This window comes from Iodobacter sp. CM08 (genome assembly GCF_033446605.1).
Lineage (GTDB): Bacteria > Pseudomonadota > Gammaproteobacteria > Burkholderiales > Chitinibacteraceae > Iodobacter.
Window position 1 is genome coordinate 12,058 of record NZ_JAWQUO010000046.1, and the last position, 24,045, is coordinate 36,102.

Below are 24,045 nucleotides of genomic sequence, written 5' to 3' on the forward strand. Positions count from 1 at the left end.
AAGACATAGTCAGGGAACCCGTTATGGCCCGCCGTAAACCTTCACGCAATGAAAACCAGCTAATTTTTTCATTTGATGCTCCAAATGAACTGATTGATCAAAGTAACAATATTTCGAAGTACAACAATGAGCTGACCCAAATCGCGAAAGGCTTTAGCGAGCTGTTTAAGCCATTTCACTTGAACACCTATGACATTAACAATGCAGGCCTCACGCTTTTCGATGATGGTATCAACGGAGCTGTGCAATCTCAGCAAACATTTGATCTATTTGTGCAGGAGTACAAAAAGCATCCAGTCGGTTACCAAGAGGCATCCTCTCGGATTCTTGATCAAGCCAGCAAAGATCCTAATTCTACTAAGAGTATGGACATCTACCTTGAGATGCTTAATGCGGTTGTCGCTGCAGATCAAGGTTTCAATCATCAAATCAATCCTGCAGGCATACCTACTTTCCGATCTAGTTACGGGTCTATGTCGCGGCTGCATGATCTCATCCCCCATGTTGTAACCAGCAAAGAGGAGCTGCAGTATATTCAATTGATGCTGACAGCTATAACCGGCTTTGCTCAAGAAAATCTGTCCAGGGGGAAAAACCTCGACCGTGAGGCAAAATCGATTATTGAACGTTGCAAAATTGACGATCAATTAATGACTGAACTTAAAATGGCTCAGGACGACGTATCCCGCATGTGGGCGAAGTACGAAAACCACATTTCTTTGCAAATGGATTTGTCAGCAACAGGGCAAACACCTGAACAAGATGATGAGCTGTTTGATGATGTCGCTGTTCCATCTCTCTCAACCGCACGTCAAAACGTAGCCGACCTTGATAGTGAACATGGTGCAGCACCACAAACAGCATCAACGACTATTCAGTCTGAAGCTGCAGAAGAAGAAAAATTTGATGATGTCATTCTGCCTTTACTGAGTAGTGGTGCTGTGCAGCCTGAAGTCATTAGCCAAACTCAACAAGTTCAGCCAGATGATCCGATTCCGGCTGATCAAGTGTCACTTGAAAAACTGATCAATACGATTGCTACGTTAGTGGCTGATTTTTACAATAAAAAGCAAGGTGATGATAATCAAAAGGCTTCATTTCATTTAGAACGCGCCACGAAGCTGGCAATGGCGATTAGCGAAAAAGACGTTGCTTTTTTAATTGATGCATATGGACAGGAAGGTAAATCGTTATTTGGCATTGAAGGCTCTGCCCATGCATTTTCTAAAGTAACTGGTCAAAAACTAACGGGCAGTGCTGCGAATCGGCGCGAACAGATTTATGCATTTGCTGGGTATTCACAGGAACAAAAAAATGATGATATCGAGCGTCTTAAACAGCTTAAGCTTTTAAGTGAAGAATCCGCTCGTGTGAAGAAGCTGGATGTCGCCAGGAACAAGGCGGCTGAAATAGAATTAGGCATAGACAAGGTTACCCAATTTAAATTGGGTTTCCCTCGAAAAATGCCAGGTAACGAGTTTATTGATGAGCTGATTAAACTGGGGTATACGAAAGTACAATTTGTTAAGAAAACTATTCAAAGTGGTACGTACCTCGTTAACCCCATTGAAGAATTACAATTTAAGCTTCCACGGCTCGAAGTTTCCGAATATGCATTACTCGCAACAGAAGACTTCGCTTTAAAGCAAGCAGTCATGTATGCAAATGATCCATTGGCTGCTGATATTGCAGCTGCAGCTCTAGCTGCAACTGCTGATTCTGATGAACCTGAATTTGAAGACGTTGAAGTACCTGAGCTTCTTACAACATCTGCCGACCCTGATGCTGGCACCACCGTTTCGGAGTTTGGTGCAGGTATTAAGTTTGATGACGTTGTGGTGCCTGAGCTGCCTGCAACACCAACACCTACTGCTCCTGATGCTGGCACCCCAGAGGCAGAGTTTGAGGCAGGTGCTGAGTTTGATGGCGTTGTGGTGCCTGAGCTTCCAACAACATCGCCAGTGGTTACCTCTGTACCGACTTCGCTGCCTGATGTATCCGCTGCCTCTGAGCACTCTTCACGCTTATCTCAATTAGATAATGACATCGCACATGCTGGTGAAGATGAAGGCGTACTTGATGTGCCTGAAAATACGAAAGAAGCAAGTTACCAAGCGGCCAACGACGAAGCTGTCAATGAAACTTCAGCTGATAAAGTCATCCCCGTTGAACTGCTTTCAAATACGGCACATGTCTATATCCTGGATAACGACAACGCCAAAAATGCACAAAGTAGCATTTTAGAAATGCTGAATAAGAAAGCCAAAAAATATGATGTTCCACCTGTAAAGATTCTTTCTTCAGGTACAGAGGCTTTTCGCGTAATTGTGACGAATGAGATTGGCAAGGGGGGGGAGGACGTTGGATTTACAAGGTCGATCCAGCCTCTTGGCGACAAGAAGCCACGTGCGGGGGATGAGATCATTCAACTCGCATATGCAGACATCGAATTTGAAATTATCCGCCGGAATGGTTTTACCATTTTAGGGAAATTGGAGCTTGATGAACTGAATACGCCCACATTTTCATCCCTTGGTGCTCCAACTGAGAGTGCAAAAGGGAATCTGCTGGACTATGTGGGCGCATTGATCGAAACAACGAAAGAAGAAAACGTACCATGCGACCATTGTGAAAAAGACCGCAATCGGAAAACAGCATTTATTGTAGAAACGCCTGAAGGTGACTTTCAGACGGTGGGCTCTACCTGCGTAGAAGATTACATCGGGCTTGATCCAAAAAACCTATTAAACCACGCTAAATTTTACGAATTTATTCGATTCCAAAACCCGGAAGCTGCTGAATTCCAAGATGCAATTTCAGACAAGGGGGGGGTTGCGTATGATGTAGAAGCCGTTGTTATTGCATCGTTTATTGCTTTTGCGCGTGATGGTCAATACATCTCCTCAACAAAAGCTCAAGATTTAATGACTCGTTCTACTCGTGATCATGTTTCTGAATTACTGAATAAATACTCTACTGATGTGCTTCTCGAGTCCGAAGAATTTACTCTTCAGCGCGATCAAGCAAAACGAGCCATTGGGTATGCTAAATCTTTGGTGCCAGACAATGCGTACCATTTGAATTTATCCAATATTGCTCAATCAGACATCATCCTTGAAAGTAATCATCATGCCTTCGCAACATTGGTTTCGTTGCCAACTGCCTATTTCCGGGATGAAAAACAGACGGTTGAGCATAGCAATTCCGTCCATGTTGGCCGCAAAGATCACAAATTAGAAACTTCTGTTTTCATTAACAAAGTAACCGATGTTGATAGTGATTATGGTGTGAGACACGTGTTTGCAATGAACGACAATGATGGCAATGTTTTGCGCTGGACCATGTCATCCGGGAAAGACCTGCACTACGCCATTATTAAAGCAGTGAAGATACTCTTGAATGTACCAACAGAAACTAAATTGAAGGTGGATATTGCGGGTAAAGTGAAGGCCCACACCGAGTTTAATAAAATCCCTAATACCATCCTGACTCGTTCCTCTTTTTCTCAGATTCAAAATCCACATGAAGTGGTCAAAGCCCTTTTCCAGTATCCAGTGGTTACTGAGGCATATGGCGTCATTAAAGACTTACTTCAAGAAAATGCGTTTCGGGATGAAGATCTCAAGAGCCTTTTTGATTTAGCGATTTCAGAAATATCCAGCTCAACATCGAGTGCAAAGGTCAGCATTCTTCATGATTTAACTCAACCCCATCGCGCTGACTTTAAGACGGTACTCGATGAGGTCAGTGAGGCAAGCTTTCATAATTTAGAGCGACTGGAAAGCAATGAAAAAATCGCTGTTTTAGTTGCCTCACAGCTTAGATATTCTGCTGGGGAGAGGAAGATCATCGTTTATTCGCCTGAGTCTGGACAAGTGCAATCTGAACCAAAAGATCAAACGCCAATTCCAGCACCACGCGCTCTCACTGTGAATGACACTTTAGCAACCGCCTTCGAGATGTAATCCTGTGAAAATAACGCACGCATTTGCAGAACAATTTTCCCGCAACTGGGCATGGGCATCTGTCCACTCTGACGATGAGATTGCTCCCGACACGTTGCCTACTGATATCGAACAGGGTAGGGCAGGGATATTTTTAAGCGCTTCTCATGGAGGACTAATCAGTGGTACTCGTGGCCAGCAATTTCAAAAATTAGCGGACCTTGCAATGCGTGCGTGCGCTCCTGAAGAAAGCAAAACTTTGGCCTGGTCAAAGAAAGCTTTCGCCGGGCGCGATGAAGAAACCATTAATTTGATTAATGGCATTTCTTCAGATGTAAATGTTGAAATTAGGTCGGGTGGGGCTTCAGTCCCTGTTGGGGCGTTTCAGTTATTAACTGCGTTGGCTCCTAACCCGGTCACTTCACTCCCTTTACGCAAACCTGCCCGGCATATTCAAGTCGCGCTTCGCGTACCTGGTCACCTATTACCAAAACTATTATTAGAGGTGGGCATTTCTGCTCACTCCAATCCTTCGCATGCGGCTTATATCGCGCAAACGGATACGATGCTGACAGTGACCGGCTTGTCGAATAGCCAGCTACTTAGAATCAAACGCCATTTCACATCCGCAATTGATGCTTTTGTATTTCGCGATAATCCGTTGTCGCATATCCATCAGTTTTGCTCAGGCAGGTCACCTGATGATGAAGAAATCATCATTGGTGTGGCCAACCAGGACACAGGCAAGGGGAAACCTGCCTTGATTGTTTCTCCGGATCATTTTGTTGGCTTGCTGCCCGGAGATGCCCGTTTTATTAGCCATGGGAAACTAGTCAGCTCTCCTGACCAATATAGCTATTCGTATGAATGGGGTGCTGTTTTGGGCCAAGCAGTGCTCGACACAGCCGCTCTACTGGGTGCTGAGTCTGTAACCGTATCTTTGCCAACATCCACACAGGGTCAATTTCTTAAAGCATTTCGCTCTGTCATCGTTAATGCATCGTCATCTATTCCACCTGAAAATCAAACAGATCAGCATTCCAATATTTCCATTATCCATTTGGATTCACAGCGATCCGCTGATCGCATGGCCAACATGCCTTTACCTGCTGTTCAGAGTCTCGAACCCGCTTTATATGAGCAACAACAGCCTATGAAAAGCCGCCTTCGAGAAAGTATCGAGCGGCTAATGCCAAATGCTATGCCTGCCAATGAATTGCGCTCTCAACTTCATGCATGGGTGCAGGCGGGGCATTTTCATATTGATGAATTAGATTGGAGTGGGTTAAGTGATGCACTCGATTTCACCGGCAAAACCCGGATAAAGAAAGAGGGCGTATTACGGCTACTGGATTCCTTATCACGACAACCTGAGCTCATACACTATTCAGGGGATTCAACCCGCTTTAAAGAAATCGATGGCTACCTTGTTGATCACTACCGGGAAATTCTGATCAAACACGTTGCATTTTCAGCGGATGAATTTGCTCAGGCGATCTATGGTGGTGCTGACTCAATTGGACAGAAACTCACACAAGACGGCAATCTGGTCGCGACAGCTCGCTCTCCGGTACTCAGTGTAAACATATCATCTGCCGCAATGCCTGCAGGTACTCCAAAAACACTTCTTAACGCCGTTGCCAGGCAGCAATGGCGTCCCGTAAAGGACGCCACTGAAAAAGGCGGCCAAGACCACTTCCCGGACGTAGAAAGGGTGGTCGCTCATCTGCGTGGCGGGCTCATAAACCACGCTGACGGAAGTACATCCTTTCACGTCCTAGAATTCCAATCGGACTGGGCCTACGCTCTTCGCAAATATGGCTCAAATAAGAAATCAAATATCAGCGTTTTGAGGGATGACGCTGCATTGGCCAGCACATATGAATTAGAAAAGCTTCATAAAGCGATAAGGGCACCAATTCACTCCATCCAAGATAAGTGGCAAAGCTCAAACACTCAAAGAGCCATGCTAAATGCGTACCTGCAAAATGATCCGTCATGCAAGTTGACTCGAGAGCTGACGACTTCGGAGGAAACTAGCATTGCCGATTGGTACAACGCCGCTGAAAATAAAAAACTGCTTGAACAGAAATTGAACCTCGCCTTAACAAAAGGCGTTCCCGATGGCCCATGGATCGGTAGTGCTGAGACATGGGCAAAGTTGGCGATGAAGATTGCCCTCCAGGAAGCTGTATCGTCTGGCGCACGATCCCTCTCATGGGACGATGGCAATACTGTTGCACAACGATTTGACGCTGACTTTCAAAAGATGTCAGTGCTTTATGACAAAATTATCCCCAAGGCCGCGCAAAAAATAGCAAAAGAGCTTAAACAGCCTGTAATTGTCGTTGACCACCAACCCGGATCTTGGCAAATTGAAATCACCAACGAAATGGCCAACGCCGTCAAAAACGGTCAGTTTGCATTTCATCGGGATGAGGCAATTTGGCATAGAGCCCCGAGCTCAAGTGATGCTAAAGATGGCCACGCGGCAATTATTAAACGGGAGATTGCATACTTGTTTGGTGCAAATGCAAAGCATGTATTCAACCTTGATGTTGTGGCCACTCATAGCAGGCTTCCGAATGCGCTGAAACATCTCCCTTTGGACACTGTCGGCACTTATGATGCTAATGAGGATCGGACCATCATTATTGCTGACAAAGTGCATCCGGCAGGTCTGCGATCATTGATCTTGCACGAAGTAGGCGTTCATGCCGGATTACGTAAAATGCTTGGCGACCAAAGCGATTCAATTTTACTCAGTGTCCGGAATTTGATTGAAAAAAAGGATGAGGCTACTCTCGCTGCCCTTTCTCGTGTGCATCCAGAAACACCACCTGGCCAAATAGATGAGGAAGTCCTTGCTTACCTCGCCATGGCCAAGTCTTCTGCCTTGAGTTCACCTGCTGACCAGGCCATTTCTTGCATAAAGGCGTTCGCATTTGAACTGGGCTCAAACATCCAATTAGCGCCTCATGACATCCCTCTATTGGCAGAGGGATGCTTGAACCGCATGAGACAACTAAACACCTCTAATGTCGTGACGACTAGCCGTGCTGCTTTGCTTCAAATGCTAAATCTGCATCGCTCAGGTAGTCAGCCCATCAATGTCCCTTTAAAACACAAAACAGAATTGTCAGCCTCAGTAACTTCACGGAATGCTGCTGACACAGCCAAAATTGCACCAGACCGGATTCTACTGGGGGATTTTTCGTTTTCAGAACAAACGCCATACGTCCAGAACGCCCTCATTAAGTCGGGCGCAATCCATATCAGTGATATTGATAATGTTGCGGCCCCAATATCCGGCCTTCAGGCCTTTGAAAACCTGAGACGGTCAATTGAGTTACAACTTAATAAAAAAGAACGCCACCTTGCGGACCAAATGGCACGGGACACACTGGCTCTTGCTGGGATTTCTGGTTTGGCGTCCGGCGAGTTGCAAGAAATATTAGTATTCGATCTGACACCCTCGAATTTGGGGCATTACTTGCCTCTAGGAACTGCTGTAAATGCGGGGCTACGTGCAATCTATTCCTGGGTTGAAAGTCGGCACGAGGGTGAATTTTCAGACAAAGGCGAATTTATCGTCGATGGCCTTTCGCACTTTCAACTGTCTCTTTCCCATGGCGATCTTTATGTAACTAAGCTTGCCAACTCGGATTTAACTTCTTCAGCGTTGCTGACGTTAATTGAGGCGGCCAAAATTTATGCGCCACTTGAACGCCTTGCTATTGAAACAGGCGGTGCGCCTAGAGTTCACAGAGCGCTTGAACAGGTAAATAAAATCACCTTATTTGGAACTGAGTTACAAATGGTCTTAAGACCTGAGCGGTTTGTTCATATCGACAAGGAAGTTGAACAACTGTCATCCCAACAAGTAGCGGCCAGATCAATCGTAAAACAGTACGGAACTGCTGTTTTTGCTGGAGATGCCTCAGTGGCCACCGCCAATGCCGGGTTATTTGACTCAGAAAATGGTGTCTCTCATCAACGCCTTGCTGGGGTACAACAAACGTTCCCCTTGCTTATACCCTTGGCTAACGGTGAATTTGCAGCTGTTACTCGCCGGGCATCTCCAGAAACAGCAGAGATTGGGTGGGCGGTCGCTAGGTTTAATGCTGATGGTGAAATTGTCTGCGAGTACATGCATAACACTTACGACTCAATTCAAAAATGTATTTCAGTTTTTTCTGATCGAACTCATCATGAACGGTTGGCCGTTGCCCTCCCTTTTTCTCTCGCCAGCACCTCTCCAGCTGCTGAGTTTATGACTCACAACCTTCTTAATTGGATTAATGAGCAAGTAGAAATCAATCCCATTACTCAGGACCAAATTTGTTCATATCAGTTAGCAGGCGATCTGCAAAGTGTTCATCGCTTGCTAAAAGATAATTTCAAAATTCTTTATGATGAAGCTGCTTCGCTTATGGGGATTGAATTTTCTTCTGAACAACTTTCAGAACACCTTCATAAGAAATCTCCAACCTATTCATTAGAAATGTCCTAAGCCACAAACCTCAACGAGAGGCAAAGGACTTTTGCCTCCTCGCTTATCTCAGTTCTTATGCAAAAAATCGACGCAAACACTTTAAATCAGAGAAATTGCGTCGATTCAAAACCGTTTATGAAGCAAAATTAATACAGGCATTATCTTCTGGCTGATTGCTCACGTAGAGATTAGGAAGCCTGTAATAACAACAAAGGGTCACGTCATGTATGCAGGTCAATCGGCTACACAATTCACTACTCATTTAGAACAAGGTCATGTGATTACAGACCCGGTTGGTGAAATTGAGCGATTTGAAATTGACGATTCATCGTCATCAATCGATCTATCTGCCATCGTTCAAATAACAGATGGTGAAGGGGAGGAGAAGGCGGTTCTTAAACTCGCCGAAGTTCTTCTTCATGATGAGCTCTACCAGAACTACCCATTTTTAGTTGAAATCAATATTGCTCATAACAATGAGCAAACAATTGCGGCTGCGTTTGACAAGCAGTCTGGAACGATGACTGTTAATGCTACAACAACAAATTTTTCCGAGTTCCAAAAGATTTTACTGAATGAAATTCAAAATATTATTTTTGATTTTGAAGTTGAAATTGCGGCTGAGCTTGCAAAAAATGCCTCTAACGAATTTACTTCAGATGAACAAGAGTCAATCGAGCCTGTCGCCACAGATGATGTGAGCATTGATCCTCAAGTAGAAACGGAACCTGATTTTTACAATCAGCTAGTTTCTCAAATCAATGATGCTCATGGTGGACAACCACCTGCTGAAGAACTTTCGGTTCGTGAATCGCCAAGTAGTTACCTAGGGTTCTCTGCTAACCCTAGCTTTTTACAAGCAACTGCATTGGCGGATAGCCCTTCAAGCTCGCCTGAATATTTAGACTCAGTTTTCTCCGTCGATGCGCTGCCCAACGATGTAGAAAGGGCAATGATTACTGCTCACTTAGCCGGGTACGATGCACCCGATATTTCTCCATCGACACCAGCACCAGAACCTTTTGTTGATGAAGCATTTATTGATCATGCAATCGAAAGTGGTTCTCAAACTGATGATGTAATTGATCCCTCCATCGTTGCGAATAATTTCAGGTATGAACCTGTTGCAGAAGGCTCTCAATTCACCGAGCAAGACGGAACGGCCCCAGAAGATCCTTTACTGATTAGCCCTGACGTAGCTGCTCCGCAAGGTTTGACTCCGGAACAACAACAGGCTCTTGCTCTTTCACTTTTGTCAGAACAACAAAGAAACGTAACTCTTGCAGCAGGCCTGCAAAACGAGAGGAGTGCACCATTGAGTAATGGTCCGGCTCAGGCTGATGGCACTACCAGTTTTGTAAATAGCGCAGCCCAAATTACAGCTGGAATTATGGCTGGAGTAGGCCGGGGCCTTGGCACCATAGCTTCGGCTTTCCAAGGGATACCAGGAGCTATTGAAGAAGGCTTCAGCACACATCGTGGAGTGCGTGGTGGTGTTGATCCTTCAACACAAATCCCACGGCATGAAGATGATTCCATTTCGTCAGCAGTTCAAACAACCATTGACCAATCAAGCTCAAGTCAAGCTGCAGAAGAAGAAACAAAAAAAGTATCTACGTATGCAACTAAAGTATTTACAAATGCAATAGATTTTAACAAAAAGGCAGATTCATTATTTGAACAAGATAGTCTGGGTAATTATACAAACCCTTCCTTGCAGTCAGTCAAGGAAGCAGAAACTATTCTTCAACAAGCTAAAGAACATTATGGTGACAGTCAGGATTCTGAAGCGGTTGCTGGTATTGAGCAGGCTACTGAAAATTTAAAAGAAGCTAAAGAAAGTTTAAAAGAAAATCCGGCATATATTGCAGTTGAAGAAGCAGCAAAACAATTCTTAGGATCAACGGCAGATCCTGAGCTAAACGCAAAAATGGCTAAATCAATTACTGACCAGCCTGATCTGCCTGAAGATGTAATGCATAAAATGAAGACAATACTAGAAGAATCGAACAAGAACATTAGTAAGCTTGGGAAAGTAAGCGAAAACATCGAAGAAATGGCGAAGCGAATTGCTGAATTCGTAGAAGCATTAGTTTCTTCAATAAAATCAATTTTCGAACGAAGGAATCTGATTTCAGGTCCCAATTCAAGTCGATCCGCAAATCAGACAAATACCAGTCCCGCTTTAGAAGTGTGAGAAAAAGATGCCATCTACTCCTAGCAATTACCCAACTAATTTCATTAATTGGATTGAAAATATTTATCCAATAAAAGCGAAGGTCTATGGAACTTTGAAACAAGGCGTCGACCAGGATGACAATGAAATAAAAATTTGGGCCGGATATTATCCTGACGAAAAGGATATCAATCATCCTCGGGTTGATGTGTGGGTCAATGGCGTTAGCACAGCAAGTGGCTACTATAATTCAGAAATAGATGAAGCAATTTTTTTAATCAAAACTAATCACATCCATCAAGACGCATATATTTCTTATCTTAACATGATGGCTTCTTCTATTTCACTTGAATGGTCATCTCCAATAGAACACCCAACCATTACAGCCTTATTTAATGATTCAAACCTTGAATTAGAAATTGATGAAAGAACAGAGCTGGGGAAGGAATAACTATAATGCAAACTTATCCATGGCCAGATCTGTCTAAATATGGTGCAAGATTGACTGCTGAAATAGATCAGTCAACTGGAGTAGGGTACTTGCATATTCATGTAAATAACATGACTAAATTTGCGCTACATGCCGGATATTTCGACAAAATTAACGCTGATTTATTAAATAACAATTTTACTAATTTATTAAATAAAGATGATGAAGAAGTATCATTTAAAGTAATGAATTATGATAATTACAATCCGGGAAATTCACCGCATCGCATACTTATTGAAGGAGTTACAAACACTGTTTTTGATTTTTATGATCCAGTGCTTCCTGATGGCCAACCATTAGATGAACAATCCTTTGATATTCGAACTGACAGAATTGAAGGAAATGTAAACACATTAATTAAAAGCCTAATCTCAAGTTTTGACGAAGAAAATGATGTCAAACTGATGAGTATGGATGAAGTACGCCAACCATGCGCTACAGCACCAAATAGTGTGTTAAAAAGAATAATAGAAAATGGCCAGTGGTCACCTTTCCGCCAAGACAAAATTTTATATGTAATTAAAGAGAAGATCCCTAGCCTAAATTTTTACGGCGAAAAAACACTCCAATTCATTGATTCATCAAACGCTGACGGTCTTACAGTAAACGCGCAATTAGTAAGACAGCAGTGGCTAAATGTTTCATTAAATTTTAACAATGCCCTTGATAAAGTCAAATACAAAAAAGGGATGGTTTTCGGATATGAGAGAGAAGCAGACGCTAAAATAGCATCATTCGAATTGCAAACAACTTATGAAGCCATTGAATACCCAACAGCATATCTAACACATATGAAAATGGATAAGCATGGTGCATGGATGCTGGGCGGTTTCGCCAATTGCCATAACCTTATGAATGAAAGAGGCAGAATTCTTCCTGACCCACTTAGTAATTCTGCAATGTCTGATTCGACCATTGCAGCTTTTGCTAGAGCTCGCGCAAATGTATTCTTAGATTGGAGTGACAATCAAGATGAGAGCTATAATTCAAAATACTCGCTAAATCTGCAAAGGCTTGAAGCCGCTCTTAAGTCTATTTCAGGCTTTAATCCTGATGAACTTCATTCAAATGGGTATGTAAAATCACAAATATCTAATTTAATTGAATCAATAGAATTGGTTTCATCGTACACAAATCAATTCAAGACAAACGAAGTCATTAATAAACTATTATCAACAGATATGCTGCAAGGATTTTATTCTTCAAAAACATCTTCTATGTTTGCACTTGAAAGCCTTATAAATGCAGGTATTATTGAAGACCGAAATGAATGTGAAGCTTTAAGCTTAGTACCGTCTGACCTGGCTAGATTTGACAAAATTGAAGCTTCTATTCCTGAACTTAAAGAATTACTGGCGTCTCATGTTCAAGCTATTCCTACACTCGAAGATCTTGTCACAGCACACACAGGCCCTGAATCATTAGAACGCAAAGACGCGGGTGAAAAAATATATGGTGCGCATAAAGATAGGTTTATTGGAAGGTTCGATGTTTCAAAAATAAATGAAACTGCCTTACCCGATTTAATTAAGTTGGCTAACCTAAAAAAAATATGGCCACTTGAAGATGATCTATTAAATAAAGTTAAATCTGGGCCTGCTGATTTAACAACTATGTTGTTGATCCATGAGTTACGAAACAACATTCCCACGTCACTTGAATATAGTGCAAGTAATGTTACCCGGAGACAACAAGCTAATCATAAATTAACGCTTGAAAGTAATGACAACTATGCTCAAAAGGTTGCTTCAGCATATATTTTAGTTGTTTCTGATCTGCGTGATGCTGTTGAAATGGCAACAACCAAGCAAGAATTTTATAAAGGTTTATACGAATTTTCACAAAAATACAATCTACCGCACTATAAGAATTTTGCCGAGGTAAAGACTGAATTATCTAATGAAGAAAACAATGAATTAAAACAAAAGCTAATTTATGCTTTAGGAAATAAATTTTTCCGAACCATCTCGGCTCCTACAATTAATTACTGCCCTAATTCGACGACTGAAGAATATAAGAATCGATCAGATGGATACCGACACAACTCCCGTCTCGCTATTTCAATTGGGATATCACGTGCTGTTAAAAAAGTTATAGACCAACCGCCTATGGGTGTTGATAAAGATGATTTGATATTTACAATCAAACGTTTAAGAGATTCTTTGTTTGAAAATCTTGAAAAATATTTGAAAACTGATAATCCTCTTTCAGATTATGTAGCAAAATGCATTTGTCTAAATTTTGGTTTAGGTGTTAAAGAATTAAATTTAAGCACCAGTAACGCAAGAAACCCAGGATCTGCAGGTAAAACGGGGGAGGGCGAAGAAAAACTTCCAAGATACTCTCGTCCTCATATCGATCATCTTGTTCAAAGCACTGACTGGCTACAAGAAAAATTAGCAGATGAAAATCTGTTCATGCAAGCCTTTGGTTTAAAAGCTGTTCAATATGGAAACTGGCTTTCAAGTAAATCAACAGCATCAGAAGCACAACAAGTGCTTCAATATGCTTTTAATTCTTTAGCCGATTTGGCTTCATTATTAAAGATTCCATCGCAAGCAATAGGATTTAATACAAATTTATCCATAGCTTTTGCTTCACGCGGTATTCCAAATGCTCAGGCTCATTACGAGATAGCAGATGAAATCATTAATTTATCTCGTTATAACGGTGCAGGTAGTTTATGTCATGAATGGGCCCACGGGTTAAGTCATTATATTGCGAAAATTGGTGGCGCATCAAAACGCTCTTGTCTTGGTGACCAGATAAACTTCATTTCAAGAAATTCGAGTTGGGAACCCATCGCTCTCGATTATGCGCGATTTATGAATTCGCTCCAATACAATTTAAAGCAAGACGGGACCATAAATCGACATAGCCCAACAGAGTATTTTGATCGATGCCTGAAACAGGACGGCGGAGAAAAAAATAAAAAACCATATTGGTCTACAGCAGAGGAAATGTGTGCTCGCTTCTTTGAAACATATATTGAAAAACGATTGATAGAAAATGGTCACCGATCTCAATATTTGGTCCATTCAACTCAAAAAGGCCACCTCTACCCAGAAGGAAAAGAGCTTGATAAGTTTATCAATGATTTTGAAAATTTCTTTAATAAATACAGAGAAAAAATAATTGAAAATGCCATTAAAAACAGTGAAAAAGTATACAAAAAAGCTCAAGAAGTGACACTTGAACTGTAAATATTTTAAATTTTTATTTAAAATATTTATTGATATTTTTATAAATATATTTACATTGATTTTTCATTTTTTTATATATTTTTATATTTCAAAAGGGAAATAAAAGTGCGGGCTCCTACTGGCGTATTTAATTCACTACTTCATTTTTTATCATCATTTACATCAAAAAAATTTAGTGCTGGAGACGAAGTAGGGGCCTCGACACAACTACTAATAGATACTGTATTAGTAAATAATAATTTAGAGAAAACTAGCATCAACGATACTCGAAAGACTGGGCTTAAAAATAATCCTTCAGCTGTCAATGAAGAGCCAAAGGTTGATAAGCGAGCCCAGCATAGGATTGGCGGGCCCGTTTATCAATTTAAAATGGATGCGTTGAGGATTGCTTCCCGTACAATTCCACATGAGCACTTTCATTATGAATCCCATGTTTTTTATCAAAGCATGCTGATCATTCAGAAAGAATTATTAGATGCCGCAAGAAATGATAAGCAAATAGACATTACAAATCTAAATGCTTTGACAGCTTATTTTATGAAATGTCATGCACGTGAAGTTCGACGTAGACAAACAGTTTTAAGAAAAAAAACTCGTGAAAATGAACATGCTATGGGCTGATTCCCTTAATCCAACAATTTAACATTAGTATTAATGGCTTTTCTTAACTTGTCAGATTCGTGGTGAGTATAAAGTAAAGTTGTGCTGACATCATCGTGGCGGAACCATTGCTGGGCCATATCAATGGTAGCTCCACGACGAATCATATGCGATCCACCCGTATGGCGTAGCCAGTGCAATGTCATCTCTTTAATTTTTCTTGCGAGGGCAGGGTAGTCATTTTCTAGTTGCTCGCTGAGATAGTCCGTTGTTTCTACGAAGATTTTTCTAATCCCTGAAACTGATAGTTTTTGATTTCTATTACCTTCTACTCTTCCTACTAACGGCAAATCCTCTCCATACCCGGTATGAGGCCCCAGCCCAATCGAACTGCGATATTCGTTCAGAGCTGTTACGCAGTCAGTAGGTAAATACACGCTATCAAAATCATGTTCATCCTGTTTGTTTCTCCCTTTACCCCATACCTTTATTACCAATTCACCTTTGCTCATTATTAAATCAGCCATCGATGCATTAATGATTTCGGATCTGCGTAATCCAGTCAAATATCCTAATGAAAACAGCCAGCGGCTGCGGGCATATTTAAGCTTTAGGTTTTCTTTACCATTATCATCAAGAGAGCGCAAAGTTTTATATAAGATTGCCCACTCATCATAATCCAAGTACCTTTCTGCCTGTTTTTTCCTATGTCTCATTGACGGCAAAGTTGCGCAAGGATCAAAACGCAAATATCCAACTGCGGCAAGATACCGCATAAAAGCAGCTAGGACGGTGAAGTTATAATTCACCGAACGAGCGGACATGACTTGGCCAGTTCTATTTAGGTTATTTCGTTTTTTGTTTTTTTGGGCAATAGAGGGTGGCTGGCGCAGAAAAGAGTGCTTTGGGAGGTCTGAATCTTCTAAATTACTTGATTTACCCCGGATCTCTTTCCAAGATGAAACAATATCGGTGGCATAGCCTGCATTGTTTTTTACCTGTTCATCCAGCGTTCTCAAGAATAAAACATAGTCTGCCATGGTTTCTCCATCGACTTCACGAAGGGTCATTCCTCCCTTAGTGTTTTGCAGCCAATCGTAAAACCGGCGAACCATTCGCTGATAGCTGTCGTATGTATTTACACTTCGTGTCGTTTTTGTTTTTAGCCAAGCTTCAAATGCTTCATCATCATTAGTGGCTGTAATTTGCTGGTTTGGATTTTTTTCACGATCTGGCTGAGGAATGGCCGGGAGAGAAAGTTGCTGGGATTGTTTGGCAGTTAGCGCCGTCATTTTCATCGTGAAAACTCCGTTTTAATTTAAGAGTAACCATAAATGTTATTATGGTTACTCTTAGTATACCAAGAAAAGAGTGCTAAAATTAGCACTCTTGGGATTAAGTTCTTTTAAACCATTTAGGTCGACATACAATGGACAATCAATCTCGTTCATCATCATAAAAATAGACTCTCCAAACTTCTCCGCCCGGCTGCTGGTTAATTGCTTCGCCACATGGATTTTCATTGGATACAAATTCTTGTGAATCCCCACATTCACCTTGGCCATTAATATAAAAAAAAGCCTGTGGAGATTTCGTAGAAAACCCAAATGATTCGCACGGTGCAAATTCTAAGCTTGAGCTCACGCTACGTTGAGCATTTGGCATAAGAAATGGGACAGTAAACCACTCACTTAATAATCGAAAAATTTTCATATCATCCTGACACAAGTCACATACACCCAGTACCGGGCAGCTTAGGTTAATGCAAATAGGACCTTATCAATCTGATCCCGAGATCGAGTTCTTTTAAATGACAATTTATAAAATATAATTGGAAAGTCCTAAAATTGCATCCGTGACATGAGGATGCGTTTTTGCTGAAATTAAAATATTATGGATGTGTTTCCTGTTAGAGAACTTCCACCGTTTCATCAAATTTGCCCGAGTCCATTTTTTTTGGTTCAGGACTAAATTAACAGCATCAAGTTTTAACGCCCTGCTTCGCTTAATTTCATCCATCGTTTCAATTCCAGGAGGAACAATCGGCATTCCTTTTATTGAATCGATTAACATGTACATTAAAGGGCCAGCGACCTTTTGCTTTTTAGTTAATACCGCAGACAAGTTCTGAACATATGCACGACCTTCCGTAGGAGCCCACCATGCATAAATATCATGTAATTGCCAGAGTGGCCGTTCTTTCTCAAAAACATCCAATACTATTTCAGGCGATGAAATTAGAATAACTTGGCCATTCTCTGCATCTTTATTTGTTTTAAAAAGCAAAGGGTTGTTTTTTGCTGATCTGAGAGCAATATGAAGCAATGGCTTCGTCGCTTCCCGATAAAGATACTCCCTACTAAGCCCCCAATAATTGGCAAGCTTAACTATATCCAAACCTAGTTTGAAGACAACCATATGAAACGGCATGGCCAAGACGGGTTTAGAGCCAAGCTCTAATCCATTAATTAAATCTGAAAAGAGATTAATTCGCTTTTTTAACATCAAACCTAAATGGTAAGATGATGTATATCCAAGATCAAAGCACAAAGTATTTCCACCCTGCCCTTCAATATTTTTCAATAACATTTCAAAACGAGAGTTATCATTATCCATGAATAAAAAATTATTCCTCATCTCTTTTTCAATAGTCATACTTTCAATTTTTACCGTTTATATTGGCTATTTAGTATTTAATAAAACAACTGGGGGGCCTGCCGCAGATATTGATTTTGTTTTGGTGCCAAGCCGCCCTGATGAATGCAAAACATGCCAAATCGTTGTCCTTCGAAATGGATTTGTCAGCATCACGTCACAAACACACAACGCTCCCACAACCGCAACGGGCTTGAAAATTAGTAACCTAACACCCTCACCAGACGGTGCTGGCCATAGTAATTTTGATCTAATTGCGCCCGGTGGAAAGCCTAGCCTAAAGTTTTTTGGATCACGGCTTAAAACTCAGCTCGATGCGAGCGGGATGATTGATGCTGGATATGCACCACCAGCTGACGGTTTTGGCTATGTACTGGTAACTCAGCAATCAGATCTAAACGGAATGTCAGGTGAAATTCCAATTACATGGGTGAAAATGAAATTGGAAAATTAAACTTACTTTTTAGGCGATGCTAAACTGGCCACCTTTGAAATCATCGCCAAACCTTCGTAAATTTTCTTCAATTCAGCTGAAGCCTCTTCCAGAGCCGCTTCAGCATCAAAGTGAGTATTAATAATCGCCCAATTCAGTGCCCGCACCTTACTGAGATAATCAACGTTAGTCCTTTCGCCAATTGATTTCCACATTGAAATGTATGCTTCAGAGTCTTCTTCAGCCACCCTTGTTGATACCCACTCACTGACTGTGCCCATCTCTTCAGGTTGCATCGAATCAACAATAGGAAAATGCTTCGCACTACCATTTTTCTCAATTAGAACTGAACATGATGTTCCGGACTCATCAACTGCGGCTATCGTCCTCATTCTTTCTATAGGAGAGAAATTGATTTGAATGATTGAACCTGGTGTTAAATTAACAACTGTCAAAGGTTGATCCATTGTATTTATCGCTCGATTTAAAATTAAAAATAAGACAGCAATTTCGGTTAATTAGCCAATTTCTCAATACACACCAATAACTCAGAAAGATGCTCACTTGTTTCGGTCAATACAGTATTAGGTTTTTTACAACAGTCTTCTCGATTGTTTGAATCAATATTTTGTTTTAAGTATGGATCAATCGTTGCAACCCAATCACTTATAATTTCAAACGCATTTCTAAGTCGCGACTTATCATCCAAAGAAAATCGTCTATGCCTCTCTGGGTATGAAAGAACTTGCTGGCAATTATTTAACATCCTAAGTGAAATGTCATTCTTTGGTATCACATCTTTATGAATTTCTATATCTTTTACCAATCCCGCATTTGCAGATTGATTCAGTATAAATAAAAATATCAAAAACTGTATATTGGTAGATCTAGCCATTTGAAGAAATTTGTTTTTTAAATAATCCGCAAAGACCCGGTACAAAAATCAAAAAACCAATGACTAAAGACATAACAGCATAAGGAACCATCATCGGACTTCTATCATAAAACAGAGATCCGATTGATAATGACATTATTGAGAATCCCACAAATGTGGCGATAACACACCAAACTTTAAATAAAACCCGTATAAATCGAACAAAACCATTCATTCTCATCTCCAATGGATGTTGCTTAGTTATTCTCTAATTCGAATCGAATACAAAAAGTAAAAGATATTTATAACTTAAGCAGCAGGCACACCGTTTTTATCTTTTGAATTTTTATTGCACATCCCACAACGCCAGTACAATCCATATTGACCTTTTTTTTGAGTCATATCGCTACTGTTCTGGCAATGCGGGCAAGGAATCTCTTTTTTAATACTGGGAGGAGGAATATATGGAACTCCATTCTTGTCCTTTGCACTTATATTACATTCCTTGCAGCGCCAATAAAACCCAAACTTACCTTCTAAACGCACAAAGGCCATTTTTCCACATGCCAAGCATTCGTGGTCTTTAGATGGCTCTGACTGTTTAAAAGAAAGAATTGGTTTTCCATTGTCGTAACCAAAGCTATTATTACAAGAGCTGCAACTAAAGAAAAATCCATCACTACCTCGCCTACGCTGAACAGTCATTTTGTTGCAAGACGAAATTGGACAAGGGAAGCTTTCATATTTAATTGGAGCGGGCCGCCCACCAGCATCATCGTTCATATGCCCTTCTTTGCATGACCAATAATAACGCAATGTTTCCTTATTTCGCCCTCTTATTAAGTGATTTTTTTGACCAGCAAGAACACACTTCGAACACACATGCCTCTCGACTTTAATGTCGCCAACATCAAAATGTTTCAATACTTTATTTAATTGATTGTCAATTTCAACAACTAAATCGATATACCTGCACCTGCCATTCGCTATCTCATCAAACTTTTCTTCCGTATTCGCTGTAAATTCATAGTCAATAAAATTAATCTTAGAATTCACCAAAGCAGCAACTAAGACTTGCCCATCCTCTGATGTGGTTAAATACTTACCTTCCTCATAAATATAACCACGACGTAAAATATTTTTTAAAATGCTGGCATAGGTGGCTGGCCGACCGATTCCTCTATGCTCTAATTCCTGAACTAAACTACCCAATGTAAATCTCTTGGCAGCATGGGTTTTATGCACCCCAACATTACTACCAATACTTTTAATCTTGCTTCCAGCTTCCAAATCTTTTGGAACCGGGTTGTTTAATTCTAACTTTGCCGAATCATCAATATCATCAGCATCAATCGTTACATCTTCACTTTGGAATGATTTCCAACCTGCAAACTCTAACAACGAACCTTTGCTTTTAAAATTGAGTGTCATATCGCTATGGGGGTGCCGGGCACTGAGGTTCACCACTACGCCAGAATATACGGCGTCCACCATTTGTGACGTAATTGAGCGGTTCTTAATTAATAAATAAACCGCTTTTTCCTCTTCACTTAATAAGCTAATATCACGATCCCATGACGCCGGACTAATAGCTTCATGCCCTTCTTGAGCTCCTTTCCTATTTGCAAACTCACGCCTTGTCTTAACCAATAATTCTTTTTTTGGTATCCCATTGGCCCCGGCTGATTGTAATAACCGGTCGAAAGTATCTTGTGATAAATTGGCATTATCTGTTCGATGATATGTAATATACCCATCTTTTGAAGTACATCCTTCAAATAGCCTCTGGGCAATCTCCATGGCTTCATCAGGTCGCATTCCAAGTTGAACGGTTGCTGCCTGCTGAAATGAGGATGTCGTGAATGCTCCTGCAGGCGAAATATGGTGCTGAGTGAGCTTTGTATCGAGTACAGTAAATTCATTAATTTGAGAGATTATTCGTGCTTGCTCTTTGTCCATCCATAATTCAGACCCTTCGGGTAATAAATTACTGAAATTCCAACTACTTTCCCACTCTCCACTAGATGCCGTTGAAAACCTGTGCGTTACAGAAAAGTGTTCACGTGCTTTATGAGACTTAATTTGGCGAACTCTCTCATCAACAAGTCGAACTGCGACGGACTGAACACGGCCTGCAGATAAATGCCTTCCGACTGCATTATTTAAAACAGGCGTTGTTAAATATCCAACCCGACGATCAATAACACGTCGAGCTTCTTGTGCGAAAACTAAATTCCAATCAATTTGTCGAGGTTCTGAAATGGCTTTCAGAATAACGCTTTGAACAATAGAATTGAAAGTTACCCGTTGATAAGGCACTTTCTTCCCAACTATCTTTTCGACTTCTTCTAAAATATGGGCGCTAATTGCCTCCCCTTCCCGGTCCGGGTCTGTGGCAAGCCATAGATTGAACCCATTCAATACGAACTGGGCAATCTCTCTGATTGCTCGCTCACCCTTATCAGATAGGACATATTTAGGCTTATAGTCCGGGGGTTCTACTCCCATTTCTTTGTCGGGTAAATTTCTGATATGCCCAGAACTGGCAATTACTTTCCAGCGCTTATTATCGAGCATCTCGGCAATATGATTACCCTTAGTTGCTGACTCTACGACTAAAAGATCCATTGCCTTCCCTTATTTTTAAAAAAGTTACTGAATACATTTCAGCGCGTATTACTGGTTGGTGTTGCATTTGAAATTGGTGCTTTAATGATGAAGCGAAAACGTACAATTAAGGCATTCAAAGCATTTGACATATTAGGCTGACCAACAGATATGCCATAGTATTTTAAAAAGGCCGCATTTTCATCAGTTAATTCAAGCTGTTCATTACGAACCTTGCTTCTGGCAGAATAAAATCCGCGATTACATGCCAACCGCTTAATATCATCTATTCGACAAGATGGAGCATCAATTGATTTAAGGAAATTAACTATTGCAACCTGCGAAATTGTTGCACCTTGAAATCTTTTCAATTTATTGGCAAATTTTAAAATTTCAGCCTCTGACTCCAAAAATTTAATGCCAACAGTAATCTTTGCTCTCCTTCGATTATTCGCAATTGGTCGAATAAGGTGGTCCAGAACTGAAAAAGAAACCTCTGCACCATCACGATCTTTCATCGGAATTGGCGAGTATTGAGATGTCATGTTTTCATTTTCAATAATGATGTAAATGCCATCGCTATTTCGTCGAACAACATTCGCATCAATACAATTGATGACAAACCAAAAGTCTGTGGCCGTTAATACAGCACCAAGCTCTTCCTTAACTTTGTTCGCAACAAACTCAAATGAACTTTTTAAGGGCGTACCTTTTTTCCGATCCTCCACGTAAAAAATACCGTCCAGCATATGGCGGAGAATCGATAGCAAATAATCCATGTTTTCAGTGCAGGTAAAACCACGGTGCCGTTGTCGTAAAGTGATCTCAAGGAGCCGCAGTAGTTCTTCGTCAGATTTGCTTCGTAGCGATTGTATATGTTTCATAATACCAGTGCGCCCTGCGCAAAAATTTTTAATTAACGTCATTAGACCATTTTTTGCGACAGCAAACACTTATATGCAAGATGAATGTCAATAAAAAGTTGCCTTTACGCAACACTTTCTTCTCTTATACCTACAAAATCCACCATATTTAGCTATTTTAGTGGTAAGAAAGTTTGTAAACATCTGGAAAGAAAACACATCCAGAACGAATGTTCTATAACATTAATTTCAAACACTTAAATTGTCCCGAGTGAGATCACTAGTAATTTTTAACGCTTCTTTACTACTGGGGCGAACAAAAATAAGCCATTTATTCGAAACTACAGGATAAGAATTTAATGACTACAGCCATAACAAGGAATTATGGATCTGCAGGTGCTTCACGCACTCTTCCAGGCGAAAAAACGCCTGGCCGCCCGCATACGCTGCAAGCAGCCGAAGATGGTACTCATGAAAAAACAGTTCTTATAAACATCAAAATTTCCCCGGAGGATCGAAGTGATTTCGAAAATGCCTGTGCTAAATTTAACGTAGGTGTTTCCGTTGGTCTGCGCACTTTGATTGAAGCGTTAAGAGCTGGACATATTGAGATCAATAACAAGTCAGATCGAAATTTTTTCGAACGCCCTTCTTTCACAAAATCTGGCTTTATATTAGTACCTGCATATTTAACGCAAAATGATGCCCTTTGGTTTGATCAAAAATATAAAAATGTCAGAAAAGATGACAAATCGGTGCCATGTAATATAAAGGCCAATATTGCCCGGCACTTGATGCATGAGTTTTCCAGGTCAAACTACCCTCATATAACGTTGCAGGCTCGCCAGACATTTCAAGGCGACTAAAATGCCATTACCTTTAGAATCATTCATGAAGGTACTTCAGAGGAACTTCATTGAACGCAAAAAAAACCGCTCATGAACAGTGTTCGTGGGCGGTTTTTTTATGTCTCATCTGAATGTCAAAGACAAGCTGAATTTCGGAGCTATCTACTTTCGAGTGATGCTCGTAGCACTACTTTTTTTAAAATTTATATAAAGAAATATAATAAATAAACTGGACATAGCAAGAAGGCCAGCAGCCACCTGAAGCCGAATCACGACATCTTCACTCCAGCCTCTTGAAGTCCATATTATTGCAGCCGAAAAAAATGGTGGAAATTGGCTAACAAATAGGAGGCGAATAATCCATTCTTTCACAGTGCTAATGCCATATATTGAGCTGAGAAAGTTATTATTTCTTGATGAATTCAATTTTTCACCATTCATAATATTTATTTTTTTCAGTCCCATATTAACCCTCGCTGGAAAATTGCCCGTTTGCACGAGATCTGAAGCAAATGATCATCAGTATCTGTTGCCATTTGCAATATGAGTCCAAGGATCTGATGTTCATCCTGGGATTTACTTTCACAATTAGCAATTAGTTTAAGCGCTCTATTTAATTTTCGTAAACGATAATTAATACACGTGTTGTAATATAAATTCCATAAAAGCTCTGACAGTATGACATGCATCCAGCCAGCCAATATCAAGGGATACCCAATGTACAATCCCAGTATCGGTAATTGTCAAAGTAGTTGAGATATTTTTACGATTTAAGCTGCCTGTAATTCCTCGCTTTTTTTTGGCTCAATGACCCGATCCGGGTTCAATTGCACTTCATCTTGCCAGCTCCAGTTCCG

The 24,045-nt window shown here is 40.8% G+C and carries 16 protein-coding genes; 8 read left to right on the forward strand and 8 right to left on the reverse strand.

What is annotated here, in order from left to right:
* The first annotated feature begins 23 nt into the window (after positions 1 to 23).
* From R6242_RS19475 to R6242_RS19500, 6 genes are all read left to right on the forward strand, one after another.
* Positions 24 to 3,965, forward strand: coding sequence for a hypothetical protein (locus R6242_RS19475; RefSeq protein WP_318430088.1), 3,942 nt, complete (start codon positions 24 to 26; stop codon positions 3,963 to 3,965).
* Positions 3,966 to 3,969: 4 nt separating this feature from the next.
* The gene (locus R6242_RS19480) at positions 3,970 to 8,457 is read left to right on the forward strand and encodes a hypothetical protein (protein WP_318430089.1); all 4,488 of its coding nucleotides are present in this window, start codon (positions 3,970 to 3,972) and stop codon (positions 8,455 to 8,457) included.
* 205 nt (positions 8,458 to 8,662) lie between these two features.
* A complete protein-coding gene (locus R6242_RS19485) occupies positions 8,663 to 10,636 on the forward strand; it encodes a hypothetical protein (RefSeq protein WP_318430090.1) in 1,974 nt (657 codons plus the stop codon).
* A gap of 7 nt (positions 10,637 to 10,643) precedes the next feature.
* Entirely contained in the window at positions 10,644 to 11,066 is a 423-nt protein-coding gene (locus R6242_RS19490; RefSeq protein ID WP_318430091.1) for a hypothetical protein, read from the forward strand.
* Positions 11,067 to 11,071: 5 nt separating this feature from the next.
* Positions 11,072 to 14,308 (forward strand): LPD1 domain-containing protein, encoded by a 3,237-nt coding sequence (locus R6242_RS19495; protein ID WP_318430093.1) that lies wholly within the window; start codon positions 11,072 to 11,074, stop codon positions 14,306 to 14,308.
* A gap of 105 nt (positions 14,309 to 14,413) precedes the next feature.
* A complete protein-coding gene (locus R6242_RS19500) occupies positions 14,414 to 14,929 on the forward strand; it encodes a hypothetical protein (protein WP_318430095.1) in 516 nt (171 codons plus the stop codon).
* Between the two features lie 5 nt (positions 14,930 to 14,934).
* Here the strand turns inward: R6242_RS19500 and R6242_RS19505 are convergent, their stop codons facing one another.
* From R6242_RS19505 to R6242_RS19515, 3 genes are all read right to left on the reverse strand, one after another.
* A complete protein-coding gene (locus tag R6242_RS19505; protein WP_318430097.1) occupies positions 14,935 to 16,206 on the reverse strand; it encodes a tyrosine-type recombinase/integrase in 1,272 nt (423 codons plus the stop codon).
* A gap of 139 nt (positions 16,207 to 16,345) precedes the next feature.
* Positions 16,346 to 16,621: a hypothetical protein gene (locus tag R6242_RS19510; RefSeq protein WP_318430099.1), complete on the reverse strand. Its 276-nt coding sequence runs from the start codon at positions 16,619 to 16,621 to the stop codon at positions 16,346 to 16,348.
* 105 nt (positions 16,622 to 16,726) lie between these two features.
* Positions 16,727 to 17,524 carry a hypothetical protein gene (locus R6242_RS19515; RefSeq protein WP_318430101.1) on the reverse strand — a complete coding sequence of 266 codons (798 nt, stop codon included), beginning with the start codon at positions 17,522 to 17,524 and terminating at the stop codon, positions 16,727 to 16,729.
* Here R6242_RS19515 and R6242_RS19520 point away from each other — a divergent pair.
* Positions 17,523 to 18,017 carry a hypothetical protein gene (locus tag R6242_RS19520; protein WP_318430103.1) on the forward strand — a complete coding sequence of 165 codons (495 nt, stop codon included), beginning with the start codon at positions 17,523 to 17,525 and terminating at the stop codon, positions 18,015 to 18,017. The genes R6242_RS19515 and R6242_RS19520 overlap by 2 nt on opposite strands.
* Before the next feature lie 2 nt (positions 18,018 to 18,019).
* Here the strand turns inward: R6242_RS19520 and R6242_RS19525 are convergent, their stop codons facing one another.
* From R6242_RS19525 to R6242_RS19545, 5 genes are all read right to left on the reverse strand, one after another.
* Positions 18,020 to 18,463 (reverse strand): hypothetical protein, encoded by a 444-nt coding sequence (locus tag R6242_RS19525; protein WP_318430105.1) that lies wholly within the window; start codon positions 18,461 to 18,463, stop codon positions 18,020 to 18,022.
* A gap of 47 nt (positions 18,464 to 18,510) precedes the next feature.
* Entirely contained in the window at positions 18,511 to 18,891 is a 381-nt protein-coding gene (locus R6242_RS19530) for a hypothetical protein (protein ID WP_318430106.1), read from the reverse strand.
* Positions 18,884 to 19,105 (reverse strand): hypothetical protein, encoded by a 222-nt coding sequence (locus R6242_RS19535; RefSeq protein ID WP_318430109.1) that lies wholly within the window; start codon positions 19,103 to 19,105, stop codon positions 18,884 to 18,886. Before R6242_RS19535 ends, R6242_RS19530 begins: the two co-directional genes overlap by 8 nt.
* A 74-nt stretch (positions 19,106 to 19,179) precedes the next feature.
* The gene (locus R6242_RS19540; protein ID WP_318430111.1) at positions 19,180 to 21,498 is read right to left on the reverse strand and encodes a type IA DNA topoisomerase; all 2,319 of its coding nucleotides are present in this window, start codon (positions 21,496 to 21,498) and stop codon (positions 19,180 to 19,182) included.
* Positions 21,499 to 21,536: 38 nt separating this feature from the next.
* Positions 21,537 to 22,256 (reverse strand): hypothetical protein, encoded by a 720-nt coding sequence (locus R6242_RS19545; RefSeq protein ID WP_318430113.1) that lies wholly within the window; start codon positions 22,254 to 22,256, stop codon positions 21,537 to 21,539.
* Between the two features lie 443 nt (positions 22,257 to 22,699).
* Between R6242_RS19545 and R6242_RS19550 the strand changes: the two genes are divergently transcribed.
* Entirely contained in the window at positions 22,700 to 23,206 is a 507-nt protein-coding gene (locus tag R6242_RS19550) for a hypothetical protein (RefSeq protein ID WP_318430115.1), read from the forward strand.
* The last annotated feature ends 839 nt before the right edge of the window (positions 23,207 to 24,045 follow it).